This window comes from Microbulbifer maximicatervae (SeqCode) (genome assembly GCF_052467955.1).
Genome location: NZ_CP174329.1, coordinates 2,637,042 through 2,655,186, shown reverse-complemented (window position 1 = coordinate 2,655,186; position 18,145 = coordinate 2,637,042). Strand labels below are relative to the sequence as shown.

The 18,145-nt window shown below is 53.1% G+C and carries 17 protein-coding genes; 11 read left to right on the top strand and 6 right to left on the bottom strand.

The features are described 5' to 3' along the window. Positions 1–63: 63 nt before the first annotated feature. On the bottom strand, positions 64–2,406 hold the full coding sequence (locus ACJJI5_RS11440; protein ID WP_282933070.1) for a DNA translocase FtsK: 2,343 nt from the start codon (positions 2,404–2,406) through the stop codon (positions 64–66). 226 nt (positions 2,407–2,632) lie between these two features. Next, on the bottom strand, positions 2,633–3,688 hold the full coding sequence (locus ACJJI5_RS11435; protein ID WP_282933071.1) for a methyltransferase domain-containing protein: 1,056 nt from the start codon (positions 3,686–3,688) through the stop codon (positions 2,633–2,635). Positions 3,689–4,098: 410 nt separating this feature from the next. On the opposite strand from ACJJI5_RS11435, the gene trxB reads away from it, so the two are divergent. The 4 genes from trxB to infA all read left to right on the top strand — a co-directional run bounded on the left by trxB (position 4,099) and on the right by infA (position 6,883). Next, positions 4,099–5,046 carry a thioredoxin-disulfide reductase gene (gene trxB / locus ACJJI5_RS11430; RefSeq protein ID WP_282933072.1) on the top strand — a complete coding sequence of 316 codons (948 nt, stop codon included), beginning with the start codon at positions 4,099–4,101 and terminating at the stop codon, positions 5,044–5,046. 88 nt (positions 5,047–5,134) lie between these two features. Beyond that, complete coding sequence (aat, locus tag ACJJI5_RS11425) at positions 5,135–5,827, top strand: leucyl/phenylalanyl-tRNA--protein transferase (RefSeq protein ID WP_444894753.1); 693 nt, start codon at positions 5,135–5,137, stop codon at positions 5,825–5,827. Next, positions 5,820–6,539 (top strand): arginyltransferase, encoded by a 720-nt coding sequence (locus tag ACJJI5_RS11420; protein WP_413662222.1) that lies wholly within the window; start codon positions 5,820–5,822, stop codon positions 6,537–6,539. Before aat ends, ACJJI5_RS11420 begins: the two co-directional genes overlap by 8 nt. A gap of 125 nt (positions 6,540–6,664) precedes the next feature. Next, the gene (gene infA / locus ACJJI5_RS11415) at positions 6,665–6,883 is read left to right on the top strand and encodes a translation initiation factor IF-1 (RefSeq protein ID WP_010130378.1); all 219 of its coding nucleotides are present in this window, start codon (positions 6,665–6,667) and stop codon (positions 6,881–6,883) included. 97 nt (positions 6,884–6,980) lie between these two features. On the opposite strand, the gene clpA is transcribed toward infA, so the two are convergent. Then, positions 6,981–9,260 (bottom strand): ATP-dependent Clp protease ATP-binding subunit ClpA, encoded by a 2,280-nt coding sequence (clpA, locus tag ACJJI5_RS11410; RefSeq protein ID WP_413662223.1) that lies wholly within the window; start codon positions 9,258–9,260, stop codon positions 6,981–6,983. Positions 9,261–9,394: 134 nt separating this feature from the next. Next, entirely contained in the window at positions 9,395–9,775 is a 381-nt protein-coding gene (gene clpS / locus ACJJI5_RS11405) for an ATP-dependent Clp protease adapter ClpS (RefSeq protein ID WP_413662224.1), read from the bottom strand. Positions 9,776–10,040: 265 nt separating this feature from the next. On the opposite strand from clpS, the gene cspD reads away from it, so the two are divergent. After that, positions 10,041–10,340, top strand: coding sequence for a cold shock domain-containing protein CspD (gene cspD, locus ACJJI5_RS11400; RefSeq protein ID WP_413662225.1), 300 nt, complete (start codon positions 10,041–10,043; stop codon positions 10,338–10,340). 104 nt (positions 10,341–10,444) lie between these two features. Here cspD and icd read toward each other — a convergent pair whose 3' ends face one another. After that, the gene (icd, locus tag ACJJI5_RS11395; RefSeq protein ID WP_020415259.1) at positions 10,445–11,695 is read right to left on the bottom strand and encodes an NADP-dependent isocitrate dehydrogenase; all 1,251 of its coding nucleotides are present in this window, start codon (positions 11,693–11,695) and stop codon (positions 10,445–10,447) included. Between the two features lie 149 nt (positions 11,696–11,844). Here icd and ACJJI5_RS11390 point away from each other — a divergent pair, with 149 nt between their 5' ends. From ACJJI5_RS11390 to ACJJI5_RS11365, 6 genes are all read left to right on the top strand, one after another. Next, positions 11,845–12,447 (top strand): pseudouridine synthase, encoded by a 603-nt coding sequence (locus tag ACJJI5_RS11390; RefSeq protein ID WP_445354043.1) that lies wholly within the window; start codon positions 11,845–11,847, stop codon positions 12,445–12,447. 97 nt (positions 12,448–12,544) lie between these two features. Continuing rightward, on the top strand, positions 12,545–13,690 hold the full coding sequence (gene mnmA / locus ACJJI5_RS11385; protein WP_444933384.1) for a tRNA 2-thiouridine(34) synthase MnmA: 1,146 nt from the start codon (positions 12,545–12,547) through the stop codon (positions 13,688–13,690). Between the two features lie 6 nt (positions 13,691–13,696). Then, positions 13,697–14,335, top strand: coding sequence for a high frequency lysogenization protein HflD (gene hflD / locus ACJJI5_RS11380; RefSeq protein WP_413665869.1), 639 nt, complete (start codon positions 13,697–13,699; stop codon positions 14,333–14,335). A gap of 15 nt (positions 14,336–14,350) precedes the next feature. Next, positions 14,351–15,724, top strand: a complete 1,374-nt coding sequence (gene purB / locus ACJJI5_RS11375) for an adenylosuccinate lyase (RefSeq protein ID WP_413662229.1) — start codon at positions 14,351–14,353, stop codon at positions 15,722–15,724. Positions 15,725–15,853: 129 nt separating this feature from the next. Continuing rightward, positions 15,854–17,008, top strand: a complete 1,155-nt coding sequence (locus ACJJI5_RS11370; RefSeq protein ID WP_444913225.1) for a JmjC domain-containing protein — start codon at positions 15,854–15,856, stop codon at positions 17,006–17,008. A gap of 1 nt (position 17,009) precedes the next feature. Beyond that, positions 17,010–17,432, top strand: a complete 423-nt coding sequence (locus ACJJI5_RS11365; protein ID WP_444913226.1) for a GNAT family N-acetyltransferase — start codon at positions 17,010–17,012, stop codon at positions 17,430–17,432. Positions 17,433–17,481: 49 nt separating this feature from the next. Here ACJJI5_RS11365 and ACJJI5_RS11360 read toward each other — a convergent pair whose 3' ends face one another. Continuing rightward, on the bottom strand, positions 17,482–18,087 hold the full coding sequence (locus ACJJI5_RS11360; protein WP_444897520.1) for a TMEM175 family protein: 606 nt from the start codon (positions 18,085–18,087) through the stop codon (positions 17,482–17,484). Positions 18,088–18,145: the final 58 nt, after the last annotated feature.

Here is an 18,145-nt window from a genome sequence, read left to right as displayed (position 1 = left end):
AGATTAACCCCGACTAAGTGAACAGTGGCTTAACCCGCCACTGCTCCAAGGGCCAAACTCTTATCAGGCTGGCGGCGGTGCCAGCACCTCTCGATTGCCGTTGTGGCCCGCCGCAGATATCACCCCGGCAGCCTCCATGGCGTCAATAATTCGAGCCGCGCGATTGTAACCAATCCGCAGCTGACGCTGCACAGAGGAAATTGACGCCTTGCGGGATTTAGTGACGAAAGCTACGGCTTCGTCGTAGAGCGCATCGGCTTCAGGGTCTTCATCCTCGCCGCCTTCAGACTGTAATCCGGGCACGGGGATACTGTTATTACTATCGTCGACAATACCATCGATATAATCAGGCTCACCGCGACGGCCCCAATCCGCGACAACTTTATGCACTTCGTGATCGTCGACAAAAGCGCCGTGGACACGAACGGGAACACCACTTCCAGGCGGTAAGTACAACATGTCACCATGACCGAGCAGCTGCTCCGCACCGCCCTGGTCGAGGATTGTGCGGGAATCCACCTTGGACGAAACCTGGAAACCGATTCGAGTAGGTACGTTGGCTTTAATCAAGCCGGTAATAACATCCACAGATGGTCGCTGGGTTGCAAGCAGTAAGTGGATCCCAGCTGCACGGGCTTTTTGAGCGATTCGTGCGATCAGCTGTTCGACCTTTTTACCGACAATCATCATCATGTCGGCAAATTCATCAATCACAACAACAATGGCAGGTAGTGCTTTCAGGGCCGGTGCGGTTTGTTCATCTTCCGGCACACTCGAGGCGGGATCTGGCTGCCAGATAGGATCGATCAGCGGCTCCCCGGCCTCTTCCGCTTCTTTCACTTTGCGGTTAAAGCCTGCAAGGTTTCTCACCCCCATTGCCGCCATCAACTTGTAGCGGCGCTCCATTTCTCCAACACACCAACGCAAACCATTGGCGGCATCGTTCATATCGGTGATGACCGGGGTCAACAAATGCGGAATGCCCTCGTACACCGAGAGCTCCAGCATTTTTGGGTCCACCAGAATCAGGCGGACCTCATCGGGCGTGGATTTGTACAGCAGGCTCAACAACATAACGTTGATACCCACGGATTTACCCGAGCCGGTGGTACCCGCTACCAGCAAGTGAGGCATCTTGGCCAGATCGGCCACCACCGGCTGACCGGAAATGTCGTGACCGAGCGCCAGAGTCAGTGGCGATTTGGCATTATCGTAGACATCTGCCGACAACACTTCACTGAGGCGTACCATCTGTCGATTTTCGTTAGGGATTTCGATACCCACAACCGACTTGCCTGGGATTACCTCAACCACACGCACACTGATCACCGCCAGCGAGCGCGCCAGGTCTTTTGCCAGATTGGAAATCTTGCTCACCTTTACGCCGGGAGCTGGCTGAATTTCAAAGCGGGTTACTACCGGCCCCGGCAGAACAGATACCACTTCGGCAACAACACCGAAGTCTTTCAGCTTAAGTTCCAGCAGACGCGACAGCGCTTCCAGGGATTCCCGGGAGAAACCGGCCTTCTTGTTTTGATCTGCTGGATCGAGAAGACCCAGTGGCGGCAGGGTTCCAGTAACCGGACCACTTTTGAAAAGCTCTCGCTGTTTTTCCTTTGCTGCCCGAGGACTCTGCTTCGGCTTGGGGGCAGCGGGCTCAATCTTCGGGGGAATTCGTTTTGCAACTCGCTGCTTCTCTTCCTCCACAGCGGCTTTGCGTACGACAATCGCCTCTCTGGCCACCCTCCGCTCATTGCGCTTTTGACGCCAGCGTTGATAGAAGCTGCCCAGCAAGGCAAAAAAGCCGAGCACATTCTTGCCGATTGCCTCTGCCAATTTGAGCCACGACAAACCTGTAAAAACAGTGACACCGATAGCAAATATCGCAAGCAGTAAAATGGTTGCCCCTACATAGCCGAGGCTAGAACCCAGGGCAGACGCCATCGCGCTACCGATGATGCCTCCGTTGGTAAACGGCAATGGGTTTTCTGCGGGATCAAAACAAAGAGTCGCCATTGCCGCCCCGCTGACAAGAACAAGCAGCAAGCCAAATACTCTCAAAGCAAATAGCGGCAAATGGAAGCGGGCATTGCGATCGCGAAGGATGTGATAGGCCCGCAGACCAATCAGCAAGGGGAACAGGTAAGCCATCCATCCGAGCAAAGACAAACACACATCTGCCAGCCAAGCACCGGCTGGCCCAATGGCATTGTGCACTTGTTGGGTACTGCCAGTTTGCGACCAGCCTGGATCTTCTGCGCTAAAGCTTAACAGGCTAATGGCGAGCAACAGGGCACCAGCCAGCAAACTGATCAGGGCCCCCTCGCGAACGAGTCGGGCGATCAATGAGTCTGGCAATGCATTGCTCTCTGCAGGGCTTTTTTCAGTTGCGCTTTCGGCCTTCAATGGCTTACCTCAATAATGCTGTACTTTTTATGTCCACATGAACTTGGCGGTGTCTACCTGGGACCTGAATCCCCATGCCGCCTGACAAAATTCTGTATTGCTTACAGAAGAAAGCAACTCAATCAGGCTATTTTACAATCTACGCTTTCAGATTGCGCCTTACGATCCCTGACACCAAGTAGTTTTTTGTTGTTTGGCGGCAGTATCGAAAAACCTGGAGCGCTTCCTAGCCAGTATTCTCTTCTAAATTTATCGGTTTGTACGTGCGATAGATGCAATTTGGAATCATCATCGAGATATCCTGCCCTGAATCCTCCCAGCAAACCTCATCAATAATCGCCTGGGTAACTCTCTCGCGGAGGTAACTATTCAGAATTTCCAATTTGTATTGATCCCCGCCCAACTCTGTTTTTAATTTGTCTTGAGTACTATCCCGGTAATAGGTTCTGGATACCCGCTCTGCTTGCGAAAAGCCTGCATCGCTGAGCAATTGTAACAACTGGTCTTCCCGCAAAAAGAACCGATCCAAGAGCAACGATTCACGGTGTGTCAGCGCTGACAGTTTTCGCTTTTGGGCACACAGTAAATCTTGGACCCCGGCAGACGCCGGCATCAAGTCCCAAACCAACAGCGGACCTCCCGGCTTCAAAACCCGATAACACTCCTGGAGAACCAGGGGCTGATCTTTATAAGGCACTTCGTGCAGGCCCATTCTGATTGCCACAGCATCAAATAATTCACTGGGATATGGCAAGTTTCTTCCATCACCTATAGTGATATCGGCAGCTAGCAATTGAATATTTGGGTCAAGGTTTTCAAGCTGCGAAGGGTGGGAATCGCACAAGCTACATTGAATAATAACCCCATGAGCTTTGGCAAACTTAAGCAGGTAGCTACTCAGGACTCCCCTGCCACACATCAAGTCGAGAACTCGACAACCATTGCTGAGGCCCAGCGCCATAGCAAACTTCTCGAGCTCTTCTGGCTCACCCGCGCAAGTAACCGCCCCACCTCCTGTATCACCATATCCATCAGAGACAATTTCACAGCGTATTTGCAAGTTGAGCGCGGTAAATAGATCCAGCAGGTGGGGTGGGCCATGTAAGCTCGCCCGGTGATCGCCATCGGGCTCCAGATCAATGGAAAAACGCAACGAATAACTATCGTCGATAATTTCGGCTACGAAAGCCTGGGCCTCCTCACTAAGGGTCAGAAAAGTTTTAGGATGCCCCAACTGCTCTCGCTTCAGGTTTAAGGGTATGAACTTTCTTTTGTAGCGCATAACGATCCTCAACCCACTGGGGTTTGGGCACTTACTCGAAGTCACTGGCCCCTATGACGCTCACACACTCAATACATCTAACAATCCGTAATTCTAATTTGTGACACCCCATTCTCCCCCTAGCAGTGCCAGCAGCAGCTGCGTTAGATTGGAACTTTTTTACATTTTTCCAGCTCTTACGGCCAACTATGGCGCAAACTCCGATTTGAGCCAAACCTCTAGCAAGGTCAAAGAGAGTTGAATAGGTACGATCAATCGAACAAATTAAGGCAAACTATTTCGCCGAATGGTAAATATCGCCTATTATATCGCCCAATTTAATAGTCTCGCCTGATCAAAAAATGGACGGGCATATGGACTCCCAGCCCATTGGGTAAACTTCGCAAATTGAGAGTTTTAAAGAGTACTTCATGAGCAATAACCATCATCGACTGATCATCCTAGGCTCAGGCCCAGCCGGCTACACCGCGGCTATCTACGCTGCACGGGCAAACCTGAACCCGGTTGTTATCACGGGTATGCAACAGGGTGGGCAGCTGACCACCACCACTGAAGTCGAGAACTGGCCGGGCGGCATTCCGGAGCTTCAAGGTCCGGACCTGATGGTGCAAATGCAGCAGCACGCAGAGCGCTTCGAGACAGAAATCATCTTCGATCACATCGAATCTGTTGATCTGAAACAGCGCCCTTTCACCTTGAAAGGTAACGAAACTTACACCTGTGACTCGCTGATTATCGCCACTGGTGCCTCAGCTCAGTACCTGGGCCTACCTTCTGAGGAAGCCTTCCAGGGGCGCGGTGTCAGCGCCTGTGCGACCTGTGACGGATTCTTCTATCGCGACCAGAAAGTTGCTGTTGTCGGTGGTGGCAACACCGCCGTAGAAGAGGCCCTGTACCTCTCCAATATCGCCAGTGAAGTGACCCTGATTCACCGCCGCGACGAGCTTCGCGCAGAAAAAATCCTTCAGGACCGTCTGATGGATAAAGTGGAAAACGGCAATATCAATGTCTGCTGGCACAACACCCTGGACGAAGTGCTCGGTGACGACAACGGTGTAACTGGGCTTCGCCTACGCAACACCCAGGACGACACCACTACAGAGCTGGACGTTTCCGGTGTGTTTATTGCTATCGGTCACAAACCGAATACCGGTATCTTTGAAGGCCAGCTTGAAATGAATGGTGGTTACCTCATTGTGGAGAGCGGCCTGAACGGCAATGCCACCCAGACTTCTGTTCCCGGTGTATTTGCCGCAGGTGACGTATCCGACCATATTTACCGCCAGGCGGTAACTTCTGCGGGTACCGGCTGTATGGCCGCCCTGGACGCCGAGCGCTTCCTCGACGCCGAGAAGTAAGTCAAATCCCCGGGCAGAGCTTTTCTGCCCGGTATCCCCCTCTACCGACAGGAGTCAGATCGTGGCAGGGAACACCCAAAGCCGCCTGATGTGGCTCGACCACACCGTTGTAGACTTTCCCCCAACTGAATTCGCACTGGATGACCCCAATGGCTTGCTGGCAGCCGGAGGAGGTCTGACTCCCGAGTGGCTGGTTGAAGCCTATCAAAGAGGGGTCTTCCCCTGGTATTCAGATGACCAGCCGATCTTGTGGTGGAGCCCCTCCCCTCGCTGCGTGGTTATCCCGCAAAACTTTCGTATTGGCCGCACTTTGCGCAAAGTATTGCGCCGAGGAACCTTTTCGGTCACCTTCGACCAAGCCTTTCCCGAGGTAATTGAGGCCTGCCGTGCCCCCCGGGCGGATGAAACCGGCACATGGATCACCGATGAGATGTGCGACGCCTATATCGACATGCACCATCAGGGATTTGCCCACTCTGTGGAGGTTTGGCGCGACGGTCGACTCGTTGGCGGACTCTATGGTATTGCGCTGGGGCGAGTGTTCTTTGGGGAGTCGATGTTTCACCGGGAGACAGACGCTTCAAAAGTCGCTTTTGTCCACCTCGTTCGGCAATTAGAATTGTGGGGCTGCCCACTGATCGACTGCCAGGTGAGCAATCCTCATCTCAGCAGCCTTGGGGCGGTGGAAATGTGTCGTAAGGATTTCGAACAACTGCTGGCAGACGGCGTTAAGCAGCCGCCTTTCCCGCAGCCCTGGAAGCTTTCGTGGACTTATGGGTAAATACTCTCAGCTGGATTCAGTGCGCCTACTGGCCACCCTGCCCCACCCCTGCGGTTACCTGCCGGATCGGGAGGCAACAACGGTGTTTGTCGATCCACAAACAGAAGTGGACCAGCGTCTGTACAACCGCCTGTCAGAGCTGGGATTCCGGCGCAGTGGTGCCTACCTCTATCGCCCCCAGTGCGCGACCTGTCGCGCCTGTATACCGGCTCGCGTACCTGTGAGCCTGTTTGTCCCCGACCGCAACCAGAGACGCTGCTGGAAGCGCAACAAGGACCTGGACATATTCCATATCGAGTCCATCGATACAGATGAGCATTACGAACTCTACGCCCGCTATATCGAGCAGCGCCACGCCGATGGGGAGATGTACCCGCCCAGCCGGGAACAATACCGCAGCTTCCTGAGTCAGGCTTGGGGGTCTACTCGCTATATTGAGCTGAGAGCCCGCGGCAAGTTGGTGGCAGTGGCGGTAACAGATATCCTGACTGCCGGGTTATCGGCCATCTATACTTTCTTCGATCCCGATGAGGATAAACGGAGCCTGGGCAGTTACTGCATCCTCTATCAGATCGAATGGGCCCGGCGCTTGGGACTACCTAATCTCTACCTGGGGTACTGGATTGAGAAGTGCCACAAAATGGCCTATAAAAGCCAATTTCGCCCCATCGAAATGTTAAAAGAAAACCGCTGGAGCCTTAAATCGCTCTAGTTCAACACACTCTCCCTTTGCTCTATCTTGCCTTTTCGTGCAAAATGCTCGCCCGTCAAGCCGCGGCTAGGCCAAAGAGCCTCCGGGGTAAAGGTCTGATCAAGTTATTGTAAGGTTGCTGCCGCATGGCAAAAGACGATTATATTGAAATGGAAGGCGAGGTGATCGACACCCTGCCGAACACCACTTTCCGCGTAAAGCTGGAAAACGGACACGTGGTAATTGCGCATATCTCTGGAAAGATGCGTAAAAACTACATTCGCATTCTCACCGGCGACAAGGTGAAAGTGGAGCTGACTCCATACGACCTGAGCAAGGGCCGCATTACGTACCGCGCGCGCTAATTCGCTCAGAGGCCAAATTCCGCAAGGCAATTTGACCTGAAATAAAAAAGCCACCTCTTGGTGGCTTTTTTATTGCTTGACTGAAGCTAATTTAACTTTAGGCGGGCACCGCCGTTTTAATCGCCAGCTCATCATCTTCAATGGTGACGCAAACACGCCCACCCTCTTCTGCCAACTCACCAAAGAGCACGGCTTCTGCCAAAGGCTTGCGCAGCTTGTCGCGAATCAGACGGGACATAGGCCTCGCACCCATCTTCTCGTCATAACCCCGCACCGCCAGCCACTCTCGAGCCTCGTCATCAACAACCAGTGTCACCTTGGAGTCATCCAACTGGGCCTGCAACTCAACGATAAACTTATCCACCACCGTCTTCACGACATCCAGAGGCAGAGAACGGAATTGAATAATATTATCGAGGCGATTGCGGAACTCAGGGGTAAACATCTTCTTGATCTCCTCCATTCCATCGGTGGAGTGATCTTGATGGGAGAACCCGATTGAACGACGGCTCATCACCTCAGCGCCCGCATTGGTAGTCATAATCAGAATAACATTGCGGAAATCCGCTTTGCGGCCGTTGTTATCAGTTAGGGTGCCGTGATCCATCACCTGCAAAAGCAGATTGAATACTTCGGGGTGCGCCTTCTCAATTTCATCGAGCAGCACAACACTGTGGGGGTGCTTGGTAACCGAGTCTGTCAGTAAACCACCCTGGTCAAAACCTACATACCCAGGGGGCGCGCCGATCAGGCGGGAAACCGTATGGCGCTCCATATACTCAGACATATCGAAACGAATCAGCTCGATACCCATCACCTTCGCCAACTGGCGGCAGAGCTCTGTCTTGCCGACTCCAGTGGGGCCCGAAAACAGGAAGGAGCCGATGGGTTTCTCTTCAGAGCCCAGGCCGGCGCGACTCAGCTTAATCGCCGTACCCAGGGCATCAATCGCGCTGTCCTGCCCAAACACCACCATTTTGAGATTGTCATCCAGGCGTGATAACTGCTCCTTGTCAGAAGCAGACACGCTCTTGGCAGGTATTCTCGCCATCTTGGCGATAACCATCTCAATTTCACAGACCCCAATAACCTCTTTGCGGTCCTCTTCAGGCAGCAAAGATTGGTAGGCTCCCGCCTCATCGATTACATCAATGGCCTTATCTGGGAGGAATCGCTCGGTGATGTGACGACTGGATAGCTGCGCAGCAGCATCTAAAGCTCCATCGGTAAAGCGGACCTTGTGGTGATCCTCAAAGCAGCTTCTGAGCCCCTGCAATATTTGCACGGTCTCTTCCACTGAGGGCTCACTGACATCGATCTTTTGAAAACGGCGCGACAGCGCGCGATCTTTTTCAAAGATACCGCGATATTCAGTAAAAGTAGTGGAGCCTATGCAGCGCAATTGACCGCTGGAAAGTAGCGGCTTAAGCAGGTTAGAGGCGTCCATGACGCCTCCTGAAGCGGCGCCGGCCCCGATGATAGTGTGGATCTCATCAATAAACAGTACGGCGTGCTCGCGCTTCTTGAGCTCCGCCAGCAGCGCCTTAAAGCGCTTCTCAAAATCACCGCGATACTTGGTTCCCGCCAGCAGGGAGCCGAGATCTAGAGAGTAAATAGTGCTCTCTTTCAAAGGTTCGGGGATATCCTCATCGACAATACGCCGTGCCAAGCCCTCAGCAATTGCCGTCTTGCCGACACCGGACTCACCCACCAACAGTGGATTGTTCTTGCGGCGACGAGCGAGAACCTGCGTGACACGCTCCACCTCAGGTGCACGTCCCACAAGCGGATCAATACGGCCAAGAATTGCCTCTTGATTGAGGTTGGTGGCGTAGCTTTCCAGGGGGTCGGAACCACCTGGCTCAGCGCCCCCACTAATTTCCTCATCTACCTGCTCAGGTGCAGTATCGGAACCGTGATGGTGATTGTTACCGCTGGAGCCAACTCGGGAAATTCCGTGGGTGATGTAGTTAACGACGTCTATCCGGGCAACACTCTGCTGCTTCAAGTAGTAAACAGCCTGGCTCTCCTGCTCACAAAAAATGGCGACCAGGACATTTGCCCCTGTAACTTCCTTTTTACCGGATGACTGGACATGGAATACGGCCCTCTGCAGGACCCTCTGGAAACCCAATGTCGGCTGGGTTTCTCGATCTGTATCGGCCTCCGGGATCAACGGTGTTGTGGAGTCCACAAACTCCAGGAGTTCACGGCGCAATGCACTTAAATCCGCCCCGCACGCATGTAGAACATCTGCTGCGGATTCGTTATCCAAGAGCGCCAGCAATAGGTGCTCAACGGTCATGAATTCATGCCGTTTCGCTCGAGCACCTTTGAACGCTAGATTAAGCGTTACCTCTAAGTCCTTGCTGAGCATCTAAACCTCAAACCCTAATCGCCAATATTTCCCGCCGACTCCGCTGGTAGGCGCGCACCCTTCGCCGGCGTTTATATCCTGGCTGATTCCCTTCAGGTGACGGGACCCTTTGTTCAAAGCAGTTTTTGTCAGAATCAATCCTCTTTGCTTTCGTCCGCTTCAATTTCACATAACAGGGGATGCTCATTCTCTTGAGCGAACTGATTGACCTGTGCGGCCTTTGTCTCCGCTATATCCCGAGTATAGACACCACACACTGCTTTTCCCCGTGTGTGAACCTGCAACATTAACTGTGTGGCGCGCTCCCGGTTTACTGAAAAAAACAACTCCAAAGTCTCAACAACAAAATCCATGGGGGTGTAGTCATCATTGAGCATAACGACTTTATACATCGGCGGCCGCTTCAGCTGCGGCGGCGCCTCCTCAAGGGCCAACCCACCATCGAAATCATCGAAGTACGGGTTGTCTCCATCGGAGTCACTGGAGCTTAGTTTAATGATTCGCGAAGTACTCATAACAATTATCAATGAATTCTATCGAGCCTGAAAATTGCACCCAATGCAACCTTCAATGACGTGACATTGTAACCTTATTTGACCTTTGACACAGCGGTCAGCGGGGAACCTTGACAATCCCCCAGCTGTTGACTACAAGAGGTAGTGACCGCTACATCAAACGTTAGTCGCAGATAGGATCGCAGCCGACTAACCAGCAGGTCAAATAAATATAAAAACTCTGTAAGGTGGCCAGGGGCCACTCAGGCAATTAGAGGGAATCGTTATGCCTACCGGTACTGTAAAGTGGTTCAACAACGCTAAGGGATATGGGTTTATTCTTGCAGATGAGGGAGGGGAGGATCTGTTCGCGCACTATTCCGCAATTCAGATGGAAGGCTACCGAACCCTGAAGGCCGGCCAGCAAGTCACCTTCGATATTATTCGAGGAGACAAGGGCTACCACGCTGCAAATATCTCCGCATTGACCTCCGAAACCACTTCACCCAACACTTCGAGCAAAAGCGAATCTGATGCGGTACACACAGAAAAGTCGAGGGAGAAGGAAGCGGAAGCTGTCGGCTAAGCGAGCCCAGCAAACAGACAATAAAAAAGCCCTTCACCAATGTGAAGGGCTTTTTTCATGGGACTCTGGCCAACTTAAAGCCAGCCCGGCCTCACGGATGTAGCTTAAGCCATGTGCTTGATAACTTCGTCACCGAACGCAGAGCAAGACTTCAGCTCAGCACCGTCCATCAGACGCTCGAAATCGTAGGTTACGGTTTTGGCTTCAATAGCACCTTCCATACCCTTGATTACCAGGTCAGCAGCTTCGTTCCAGCCCAGGTGACGCAGCATCATCTCAGCGGAAAGAATCAGGGAGCCCGGGTTAACCTTGTCCTGACCAGCGTACTTAGGCGCAGTACCGTGGGTTGCTTCGAACAGGGCAACGTCGTCGGACAGGTTTGCACCCGGAGCGATACCGATACCACCAACCTGTGCAGCCAGTGCGTCAGACAGGTAGTCGCCGTTCAGGTTCAGGGTAGCAATTACGTCGTACTCAGCCGGACGCAGCAGGATCTGCTGCAGCATAGCGTCAGCAATTACGTCCTTAACAACGATTTCCTTGCCAGTCTTCGGATTCTTGAAGCTGTGCCAGGGGCCGCCGTCCAGCGGCTGAGCGCCAAACTCGTCGCGAGCCAGCTCGTAACCCCAATCAGCGAAGGCACCTTCGGTGAACTTCATGATGTTGCCTTTGTGTACCAGGGTTACAGAATCGCGATCCTGGTCCACAGCGTACTGGATAGCCTTGCGCACGAGACGCTTGGTACCTTCTGCAGAAACCGGCTTAACACCGATACCACAGTTCTCAGGGAAACGGATCTTCTTAACACCCATCTCGTCCTGCAGGAACTTGATAACTTTCTTAGCTTCGTCAGTGTCAGCTTTCCACTCGATACCAGCGTAGATATCTTCGGAGTTTTCACGGAAGATAACCATGTCTACCTTGTTCGGCTCTTTAACCGGAGAAGGTACACCGCTGAACCAGCGCACCGGGCGCTGACATACGTACAGATCCAGCTCCTGACGCAGGGCTACGTTCAAGGAACGGAAGCCGCCGCCTACTGGAGTGGTCAGGGGGCCTTTGATGCTAACAACGTAGTCTTTGATCGCTTCCAGAGTTTCAGCCGGGAACCAGTCGCCAGCGTAAGTCTCTGCCGCTTTCTCACCGCAGTAGATTTCCATCCACTCGATTTTCTTTTCGCCGCCGAAAGCTTTTTCTACAGACGCGTCGATCACCTTGCGCATTACCGGGGTGATATCCACACCGATGCCGTCACCCTCGATGAAAGGAATAACCGGGCGATTCGGAACATTCAGCGAACCGTCGGAATTGACTGTAACTTTTTCGCCGTCTGCCGGCACTTGGATATGACCCATATTGCGTAAACTCCCAAAATTCTATGACTTTTTAGGTCCAGCGTTGCTTGCACCGCTCCCCCGGGACCTTAGGGCGGGGATGAAAAACGGCGGGATTATAGCAGCCTCGGCTAATTTTTGTAGTTGGATTACAATACTCAATTTTTCTTATGGCAAAGATTATTCTCCTCAACAAGCCTTTTGGCGTATTAAGCCAATTTACAGATGATCAGGATCGCGCCACTTTGGCTAACTTTATCCAGCACAAGGGATTCTATGCGGCGGGCCGCCTGGACTACGATTCTGAAGGATTACTACTACTGACTGATGATGGAGCGCTACAACATCAAATCAGTCACCCCAAGCGGAAAATGCCCAAAACCTATTGGGCCCAGGTGGAGGGTGAAATTACTGATGATGCCCTTTATATGCTCAGGCAAGGGGTCGACCTGAAGGATGGCCGAACCGCACCTGCCAAGGCCAAGCGCCTGCCTGATATGGAGCCCTGGCCCCGCACGCCGCCAATTCGCGAACGCAAATCGATCCCAACCAGCTGGCTGGAGCTGACTATCTCTGAGGGGCGGAATCGCCAGGTAAGGCGGATGACTGCGGCGGTCGGCTTCCCTACCCTGCGGCTAATCCGGGTGGCGATAGGCAGCTGGAAGCTCGACTCATTAAAGCCTGGCGAGTATCGAACGGAAGAGGTTTTTAGCGCTCCCAAGCCCCGAACAAAGCCGACACACAACCGCAATCGACCGCGCCGAAAGCGATAATCTATAACGGAAGATCAAAGCGGTCTTGGTCAAATGGGGCGTTCGCAGGTAAAATTCGCCCCCCTTTCATACCAGTGAAGTAGTGACTGTCCTTCTTATGCCTGATTCCACCCACAACAAACAGCCAAAGCGCGTCATCGTCGGTATGTCCGGCGGTGTGGATTCCTCTGTAGCCGCACACCTGCTGATCCAGCAGGGCTATCAAGTGGAAGGCCTGTTTATGAAAAACTGGGATGAAGACGACGGCACAGAATACTGTACCGCCAAGGCAGACCTGGCTGATGCCCAGGCAGTTTGTGAGAAATTGGGCATCAAGTTGCACACCGCCAACTTTGCTGCGGAGTACTGGGATCACGTATTTGAGTACTTCCTGGCAGAGTATAAAGCCGGGCGCACTCCCAATCCGGACATCCTGTGTAACCGGGAAATAAAATTTAAGGTCTTTCTTGAGTACGCCGAAGTGCTGGGTGCCGATGCAATAGCCACCGGGCACTATACCCGTCGCCGCGATATCGATGGCCGCACCTATTTATTGAAGGGCCTCGACGGTAACAAAGACCAGAGCTACTTCCTGCATGCGGTGGGAGAAGCCGAATTTGCCCGCTCACTCTTTCCTCTAGGAGAGCTGGAGAAGCCCGAGGTTCGCCATATCGCTGAAGAAAACGGCTTTATCACCCACAACAAGAAAGACAGCACCGGCATCTGCTTTATCGGCGAGCGCCGCTTCAAGGATTTCCTCGAGCAGTACCTGCCCGCCCAGCCCGGCGATATGGAAACCCCAGAGGGTGAAGTCATGGGGCGCCACGCGGGCCTGATGTACCACACCATTGGCCAGCGCCAGGGGCTCGGTATTGGTGGCGTCAAAGGTGCAGGCGAACAGCCCTGGTACGTTGTCGGAAAAAACCTGGAGCGCAATGTATTGATTGTGGCCCAGGGTGCACACCACCCCCTGCTTTATGCAACGGGGCTGGAAGCAACACAAACCCACTGGATTAATGGCGCAGCACCGGGCAAAACTTTCCGCTGCCAGGCCAAGACCCGCTATCGCCAACCAGATCAGGATTGCACCGTGCACCTGCAGGACAATGGCGATTTGGTTGTAGAGTTCGACGAGCCACAACGCGCAATCACACCGGGACAATCTCTGGTACTGTACGATGGAGAAACCTGTCTCGGTGGTGCGGTGATCGAGAAAGCCACGGGAGTTGGCGCCGCAGTACCGGAAAAATACAAGAAAGATTAAGGAGTAATTTTGAATAACTGGCGGGATCAGGCACTGGCACTGGCAGGAATATTCCAATCCGCAACACTGGTGGAGCGCCTGGCCAAAACAGGCTCTGCACCGCAGGAACAGCTGGAAACCGGGGTATATAGCCTCTTCCAACTAAACCCTGATCGCACTGAAGATATATTCGCCGGTGCAGACAAGCTGCTGCCCGGCTTAAAAGTATCGCAGCAAATACTAAAGACCCGGCAACACCCGGAATATACCGACGGTCTACGCTACGCCCTCTCGGTGATCTACCTGCAGCGACAACTCAGTAAGAATAATGACCTGCTATCAATCATTGGCAGCCGATTGGATAAGGCCAAGACTCAAGCAGAGCACTTCGAGCTGACTCACGAGAATGTATTTTCCAACCTCGCCAGCATCTACAGCGATACGCTAGGTACCTTCCGCTTCCGGATTCAAGTACTGGGTGACTTCAATTACCTGCAACAGCAGCGTATTGCCAATCAAATTCGCTCCATGCTATTTGCCGGCATCCGCTCGGCAACCCTATGGCGACAGCTGGGTGGGCGTCGCCTGCACCTTCTGTTCCAGCGCAAAAAGCTTTTGAATGCGACCAACGAATTGATCGCACATATCGAATCTATAGAACACTAATCCCGGAGATTTACTATGACAGTTGAGCTTTCCGCACTCACAGCGGTATCCCCTATTGATGGTCGCTACGAGAGCAAGACTGCCCCCCTGCGTGAAATTTTCAGTGAATACGGCCTGATCCGCGCCCGCGTTGAAGTGGAAGTACGCTGGCTGCAAAAACTTTCCGCACATAAAGAGATCGCCGAAGTTGAGCAGTTCGACGAAGCTGCCAACAAGCTGCTCGACAGCATTGTGGCCGACTTCTCCCTGGAAGATGCTGAGCGCATCAAGGAAATCGAGCGCACCACCAACCACGATGTAAAAGCGGTTGAATACTTCCTCAAGGATAAAATCAGCAGCAATGCCCAGCTGGCAAAAGTGAGTGAATTCGTACACTTTGCCTGCACCTCTGAGGACATCAATAACCTATCCCACGCCCTGATGCTTCGCGCCGGCCGCGACAACGTCATGTTGCCTGCGATGGAAGCCCTGATTGACGCTATCGTAGGCCTGGCCCAGGACTTTGCCGACGTACCCATGCTGTCCCGTACTCACGGCCAGACTGCCAGCCCGTCTACTGTTGGTAAAGAACTTGCCAACGTGGCCGCGCGCCTACGCCGCCAGGTAGCCCAGATTAAAGCGGTACCGCTGCTGGGTAAAATTAACGGTGCGGTAGGTAATTACAACGCTCACCTGTCCGCCTATCCCAATATTGATTGGGAGCAAAATGCTGAAGAATTCATTTCTTCTCTGGGCCTTAGCTGGAACCCCTACACCACCCAGATCGAGCCCCACGACTACATTGCTGAGCTGTTCGACGCTGTTGCCCGCTTTAACACCATCCTGATCGATTTTGACCGCGATGTATGGGGCTACATCTCCCTGGGTTACTTCAAGCAAAAAGTCGTAGCCGGTGAAGTTGGCTCCTCCACCATGCCGCACAAAGTTAACCCCATTGACTTCGAAAACTCCGAAGGCAATCTGGGTATCGCCAACGCCGTATTCCAGCACCTGGCAGCCAAACTTCCAGTATCCCGCTGGCAGCGCGACCTGACAGACTCCACCGTGCTGCGCAATATGGGGGTGGGTGCGGGCTACTCTGCCATTGCCTATGCCGCCACCATGAAAGGCCTGGGCAAACTGGAAATCAACCGCGAGCGCCTAGCGGAAGACCTGGATAATTCATGGGAAGTGTTGGCAGAACCGATCCAAACGGTTATGCGTCGCTACAACATTGAAGAGCCTTACGAAAAACTGAAGGCCCTTACCCGTGGCCAGGGCATCACCCGTGAAACCCTGAAAGTATTTATCGAGAACCTGGAGATTCCCGCAGAAGCCAAGAGCGATCTGCTGGAAATGACTCCGGCATCCTATATCGGTAACGCCGTAGAACAAGCTCGCAAAATTTAACCGAGCCCAGCTACCAGCCGCACCCAGTGCGGCTGGTCATCTTTTAAAAAATACAAAAGTACGCTGGATAGTTTCCGAACCTCAGAATATCCAGATACAAACCCCAGCCTTCTGATAGTGAGAGTTACCGTGGCCAGCCCCCTTACCCATCTTGGCGACATGCCCATCGAAGTTTTTATGCGTGACTACTGGCAGCAGAAACCCCTGCTGATACGCAATGCTTTCGCCAACTTTGAATCACCCATCTCGGGTGAAGAACTCGCTGGTATGGCCCTGGAGGAAGCGGTCGAGTCTCGCTTGGTATTGGAAAATGGTGAGAGCGGCCCCTGGGAGCTGCGCACCGGTCCATTCACTGAAGAGGATTTTCTCTCCCTCCCTAAAACCCACTGGACCCTGCTGGTACAAGCTGTCGATCAGTGGATGTCAGAAATTGCTGAACTAAAAGATTTCTTCCGCTTTATCCCCGACTGGCGGCTGGATGATGTGATGATCAGTTACGCCGCCGATAAGGGCAGCGTTGGTCCCCACTACGATCACTACGATGTGTTTCTTCTCCAGGCCGAAGGCAAGCGTTTGTGGCAACAAGGCCCCAAGGTGGATGAAAGCAATCCCCGCCTGGAAGGAACGCGCCTCAATATCCTGAAAGAATTCGAAGCAGAAAACAGCTGGGTACTAGAGCCCGGCGATATGCTTTACTTGCCGCCCCAATACAGCCATTGGGGAATAGCCGAAGGTGGGTGCACCACGATCTCTATTGGTTTCCGCGCGCCTTCCGCCGCGGCGATCCTCGAAGATCTCGCCGCTGAAATCGCTATGGATTTGCCGGACAGCCAGCGTTACACCGATGCCGGTGCTGAAGTGGCGAAAAACCCAGCGGAAATTGACCCCGCCTCTGTTGCCCGCCTGCAACAACAACTCGGCGAATGGCTGCAGCAGCCGGAGAAAATCGCCCAGTGGTTTGGTGCGGTTATGACCGAAGCAAAATACCCGGATACTGTCGCCCTGGATGCTGACGATGCTGCAGACTGGCGCGAACAAATGCCCCGGGGAGCACAACTGGTTTTAAATCCCGCTTCCCGCACCGCCTTTTGCCGCGAGCCAGCCACTTTGTTTGTTGATGGTGAAGCCTTCCCCTGCCCCCTGGCGTTTGCCGAGCAGTTTGCTGAATCCCATGAAATTTCCTGGGATGATATCGAAGCCTTCCCGGAAATAGCCGAAGACAGCGCCCTTCTCGATCAGCTGGTTGCACAGGGCACCTTGATCTACCCTCCTGAGGATTTCTGAGATGCCAGTAGCTATACGCCTAGCGGATTGGAACACTGACCGGGACGCAATTCGTTCAATTCGCGAAGCAGTTTTTGTACAGGAACAACAGGTACCTGCGGACCTGGAATGGGATGATCAAGAGGAGACATCCCAGCACTTCCTCGTCTTCCGCGAAACAATCCCAGTTGCCACCGGGCGCCTCACCCAAGGCGGAAAAATTGGTCGTATGGCTGTACAGAAATCTTCACGCGGATGCGGCATCGGGGCCCAGCTATTGCAGGCCATCTGTGAGCGGGCGAAGGAACAAAACTTTCAGCAAGTCTATTTACATGCACAGCAACATGCCGAGGGGTTTTACTTGCAGGCTGGGTTTGAGGTGGAAGGCGACGTGTTTTACGAAGCGGGAATTCCCCACATCAAAATGGTGCGCGGCCTGATTTGACCATTTTGAGGCCTGCCACCAGCACCCATATGGCAGGCCCAGCCCCATCTCAACTCTCTACTGGGGCATAGCGCTTCTCGACAAAGTGAGCCAAAGGCGCTATCCCCAACACATATACTATCCAGAGCCCAAGCCCCCAATAGGGATTGAAAAGGGTCAACAAGCACGCCAGGATACTGGTACACAACATCACCATGCTGACCACTAGTACACGGTGCGCGGATACGTTCGTTCGGTTCGCAGCGACACACCACATACCCGCAATTGCGATAGCGGCCACCGCGTAGCTGGCTGACAATAAGATCACTGACCAAACCTGGTCTGGATACTCCCCCATCAAACTTGCTGGAAAAGGAATAAACGCCACCGCCCCCAATAGCAAAAAGTTAAAACTGGTAAAGGCAACCGATTTAAATTGGTGGTCCGACATCAGATGATTGTGGGTAAGCCATAGCCGACAGAGAATCGCAAAGCTCAGTATCCAGGAAAAAAAGTGGGGCAACTGCTGAAGAATATTGCTGTGGAAATCCTCGCCCGGCTTTATATCCTCCAGATCGGGAATCTGGATATTAAAAACCAACAGCGTCATAGCAATGGCAAAAACGCCATCACTCACGGCATTAATACGGCTAGCCAAGAAAGACTTTCGACGCATGGGCCACCATCGATTGCCAGGGTTGCATACTCATTAAAGCCCAGTCCCGAAGCACGAT

Bases quoted from the DNA above. Each gene is read 5' to 3' on its own strand.
- trxB (WP_282933072.1), top strand. From the start codon at position 4,099: ATGAGCAATAACCATCATCGACTGATCATCCTAGGCTCAGGCCCAGCC.
- ACJJI5_RS11420 (WP_413662222.1), top strand. From the start codon at position 5,820: ATGGGTAAATACTCTCAGCTGGATTCAGTGCGCCTACTGGCCACCCTG.
- mnmA (WP_444933384.1), top strand. From the start codon at position 12,545: ATGCCTGATTCCACCCACAACAAACAGCCAAAGCGCGTCATCGTCGGT.
- ACJJI5_RS11365 (WP_444913226.1), top strand. From the start codon at position 17,010: ATGCCAGTAGCTATACGCCTAGCGGATTGGAACACTGACCGGGACGCA.
- cspD (WP_413662225.1), top strand. From the start codon at position 10,041: ATGCCTACCGGTACTGTAAAGTGGTTCAACAACGCTAAGGGATATGGG.
- aat (WP_444894753.1), top strand. From the start codon at position 5,135: ATGTGGCTCGACCACACCGTTGTAGACTTTCCCCCAACTGAATTCGCA.
- ACJJI5_RS11435 (WP_282933071.1), bottom strand. From the start codon at position 3,688: ATGCGCTACAAAAGAAAGTTCATACCCTTAAACCTGAAGCGAGAGCAG.
- ACJJI5_RS11390 (WP_445354043.1), top strand. From the start codon at position 11,845: ATGGCAAAGATTATTCTCCTCAACAAGCCTTTTGGCGTATTAAGCCAA.
- clpS (WP_413662224.1), bottom strand. From the start codon at position 9,775: ATGAGTACTTCGCGAATCATTAAACTAAGCTCCAGTGACTCCGATGGA.
- infA (WP_010130378.1), top strand. From the start codon at position 6,665: ATGGCAAAAGACGATTATATTGAAATGGAAGGCGAGGTGATCGACACC.
- clpA (WP_413662223.1), bottom strand. From the start codon at position 9,260: ATGCTCAGCAAGGACTTAGAGGTAACGCTTAATCTAGCGTTCAAAGGT.
- ACJJI5_RS11360 (WP_444897520.1), bottom strand. From the start codon at position 18,087: ATGCGTCGAAAGTCTTTCTTGGCTAGCCGTATTAATGCCGTGAGTGAT.
- purB (WP_413662229.1), top strand. From the start codon at position 14,351: ATGACAGTTGAGCTTTCCGCACTCACAGCGGTATCCCCTATTGATGGT.
- icd (WP_020415259.1), bottom strand. From the start codon at position 11,695: ATGGGTCATATCCAAGTGCCGGCAGACGGCGAAAAAGTTACAGTCAAT.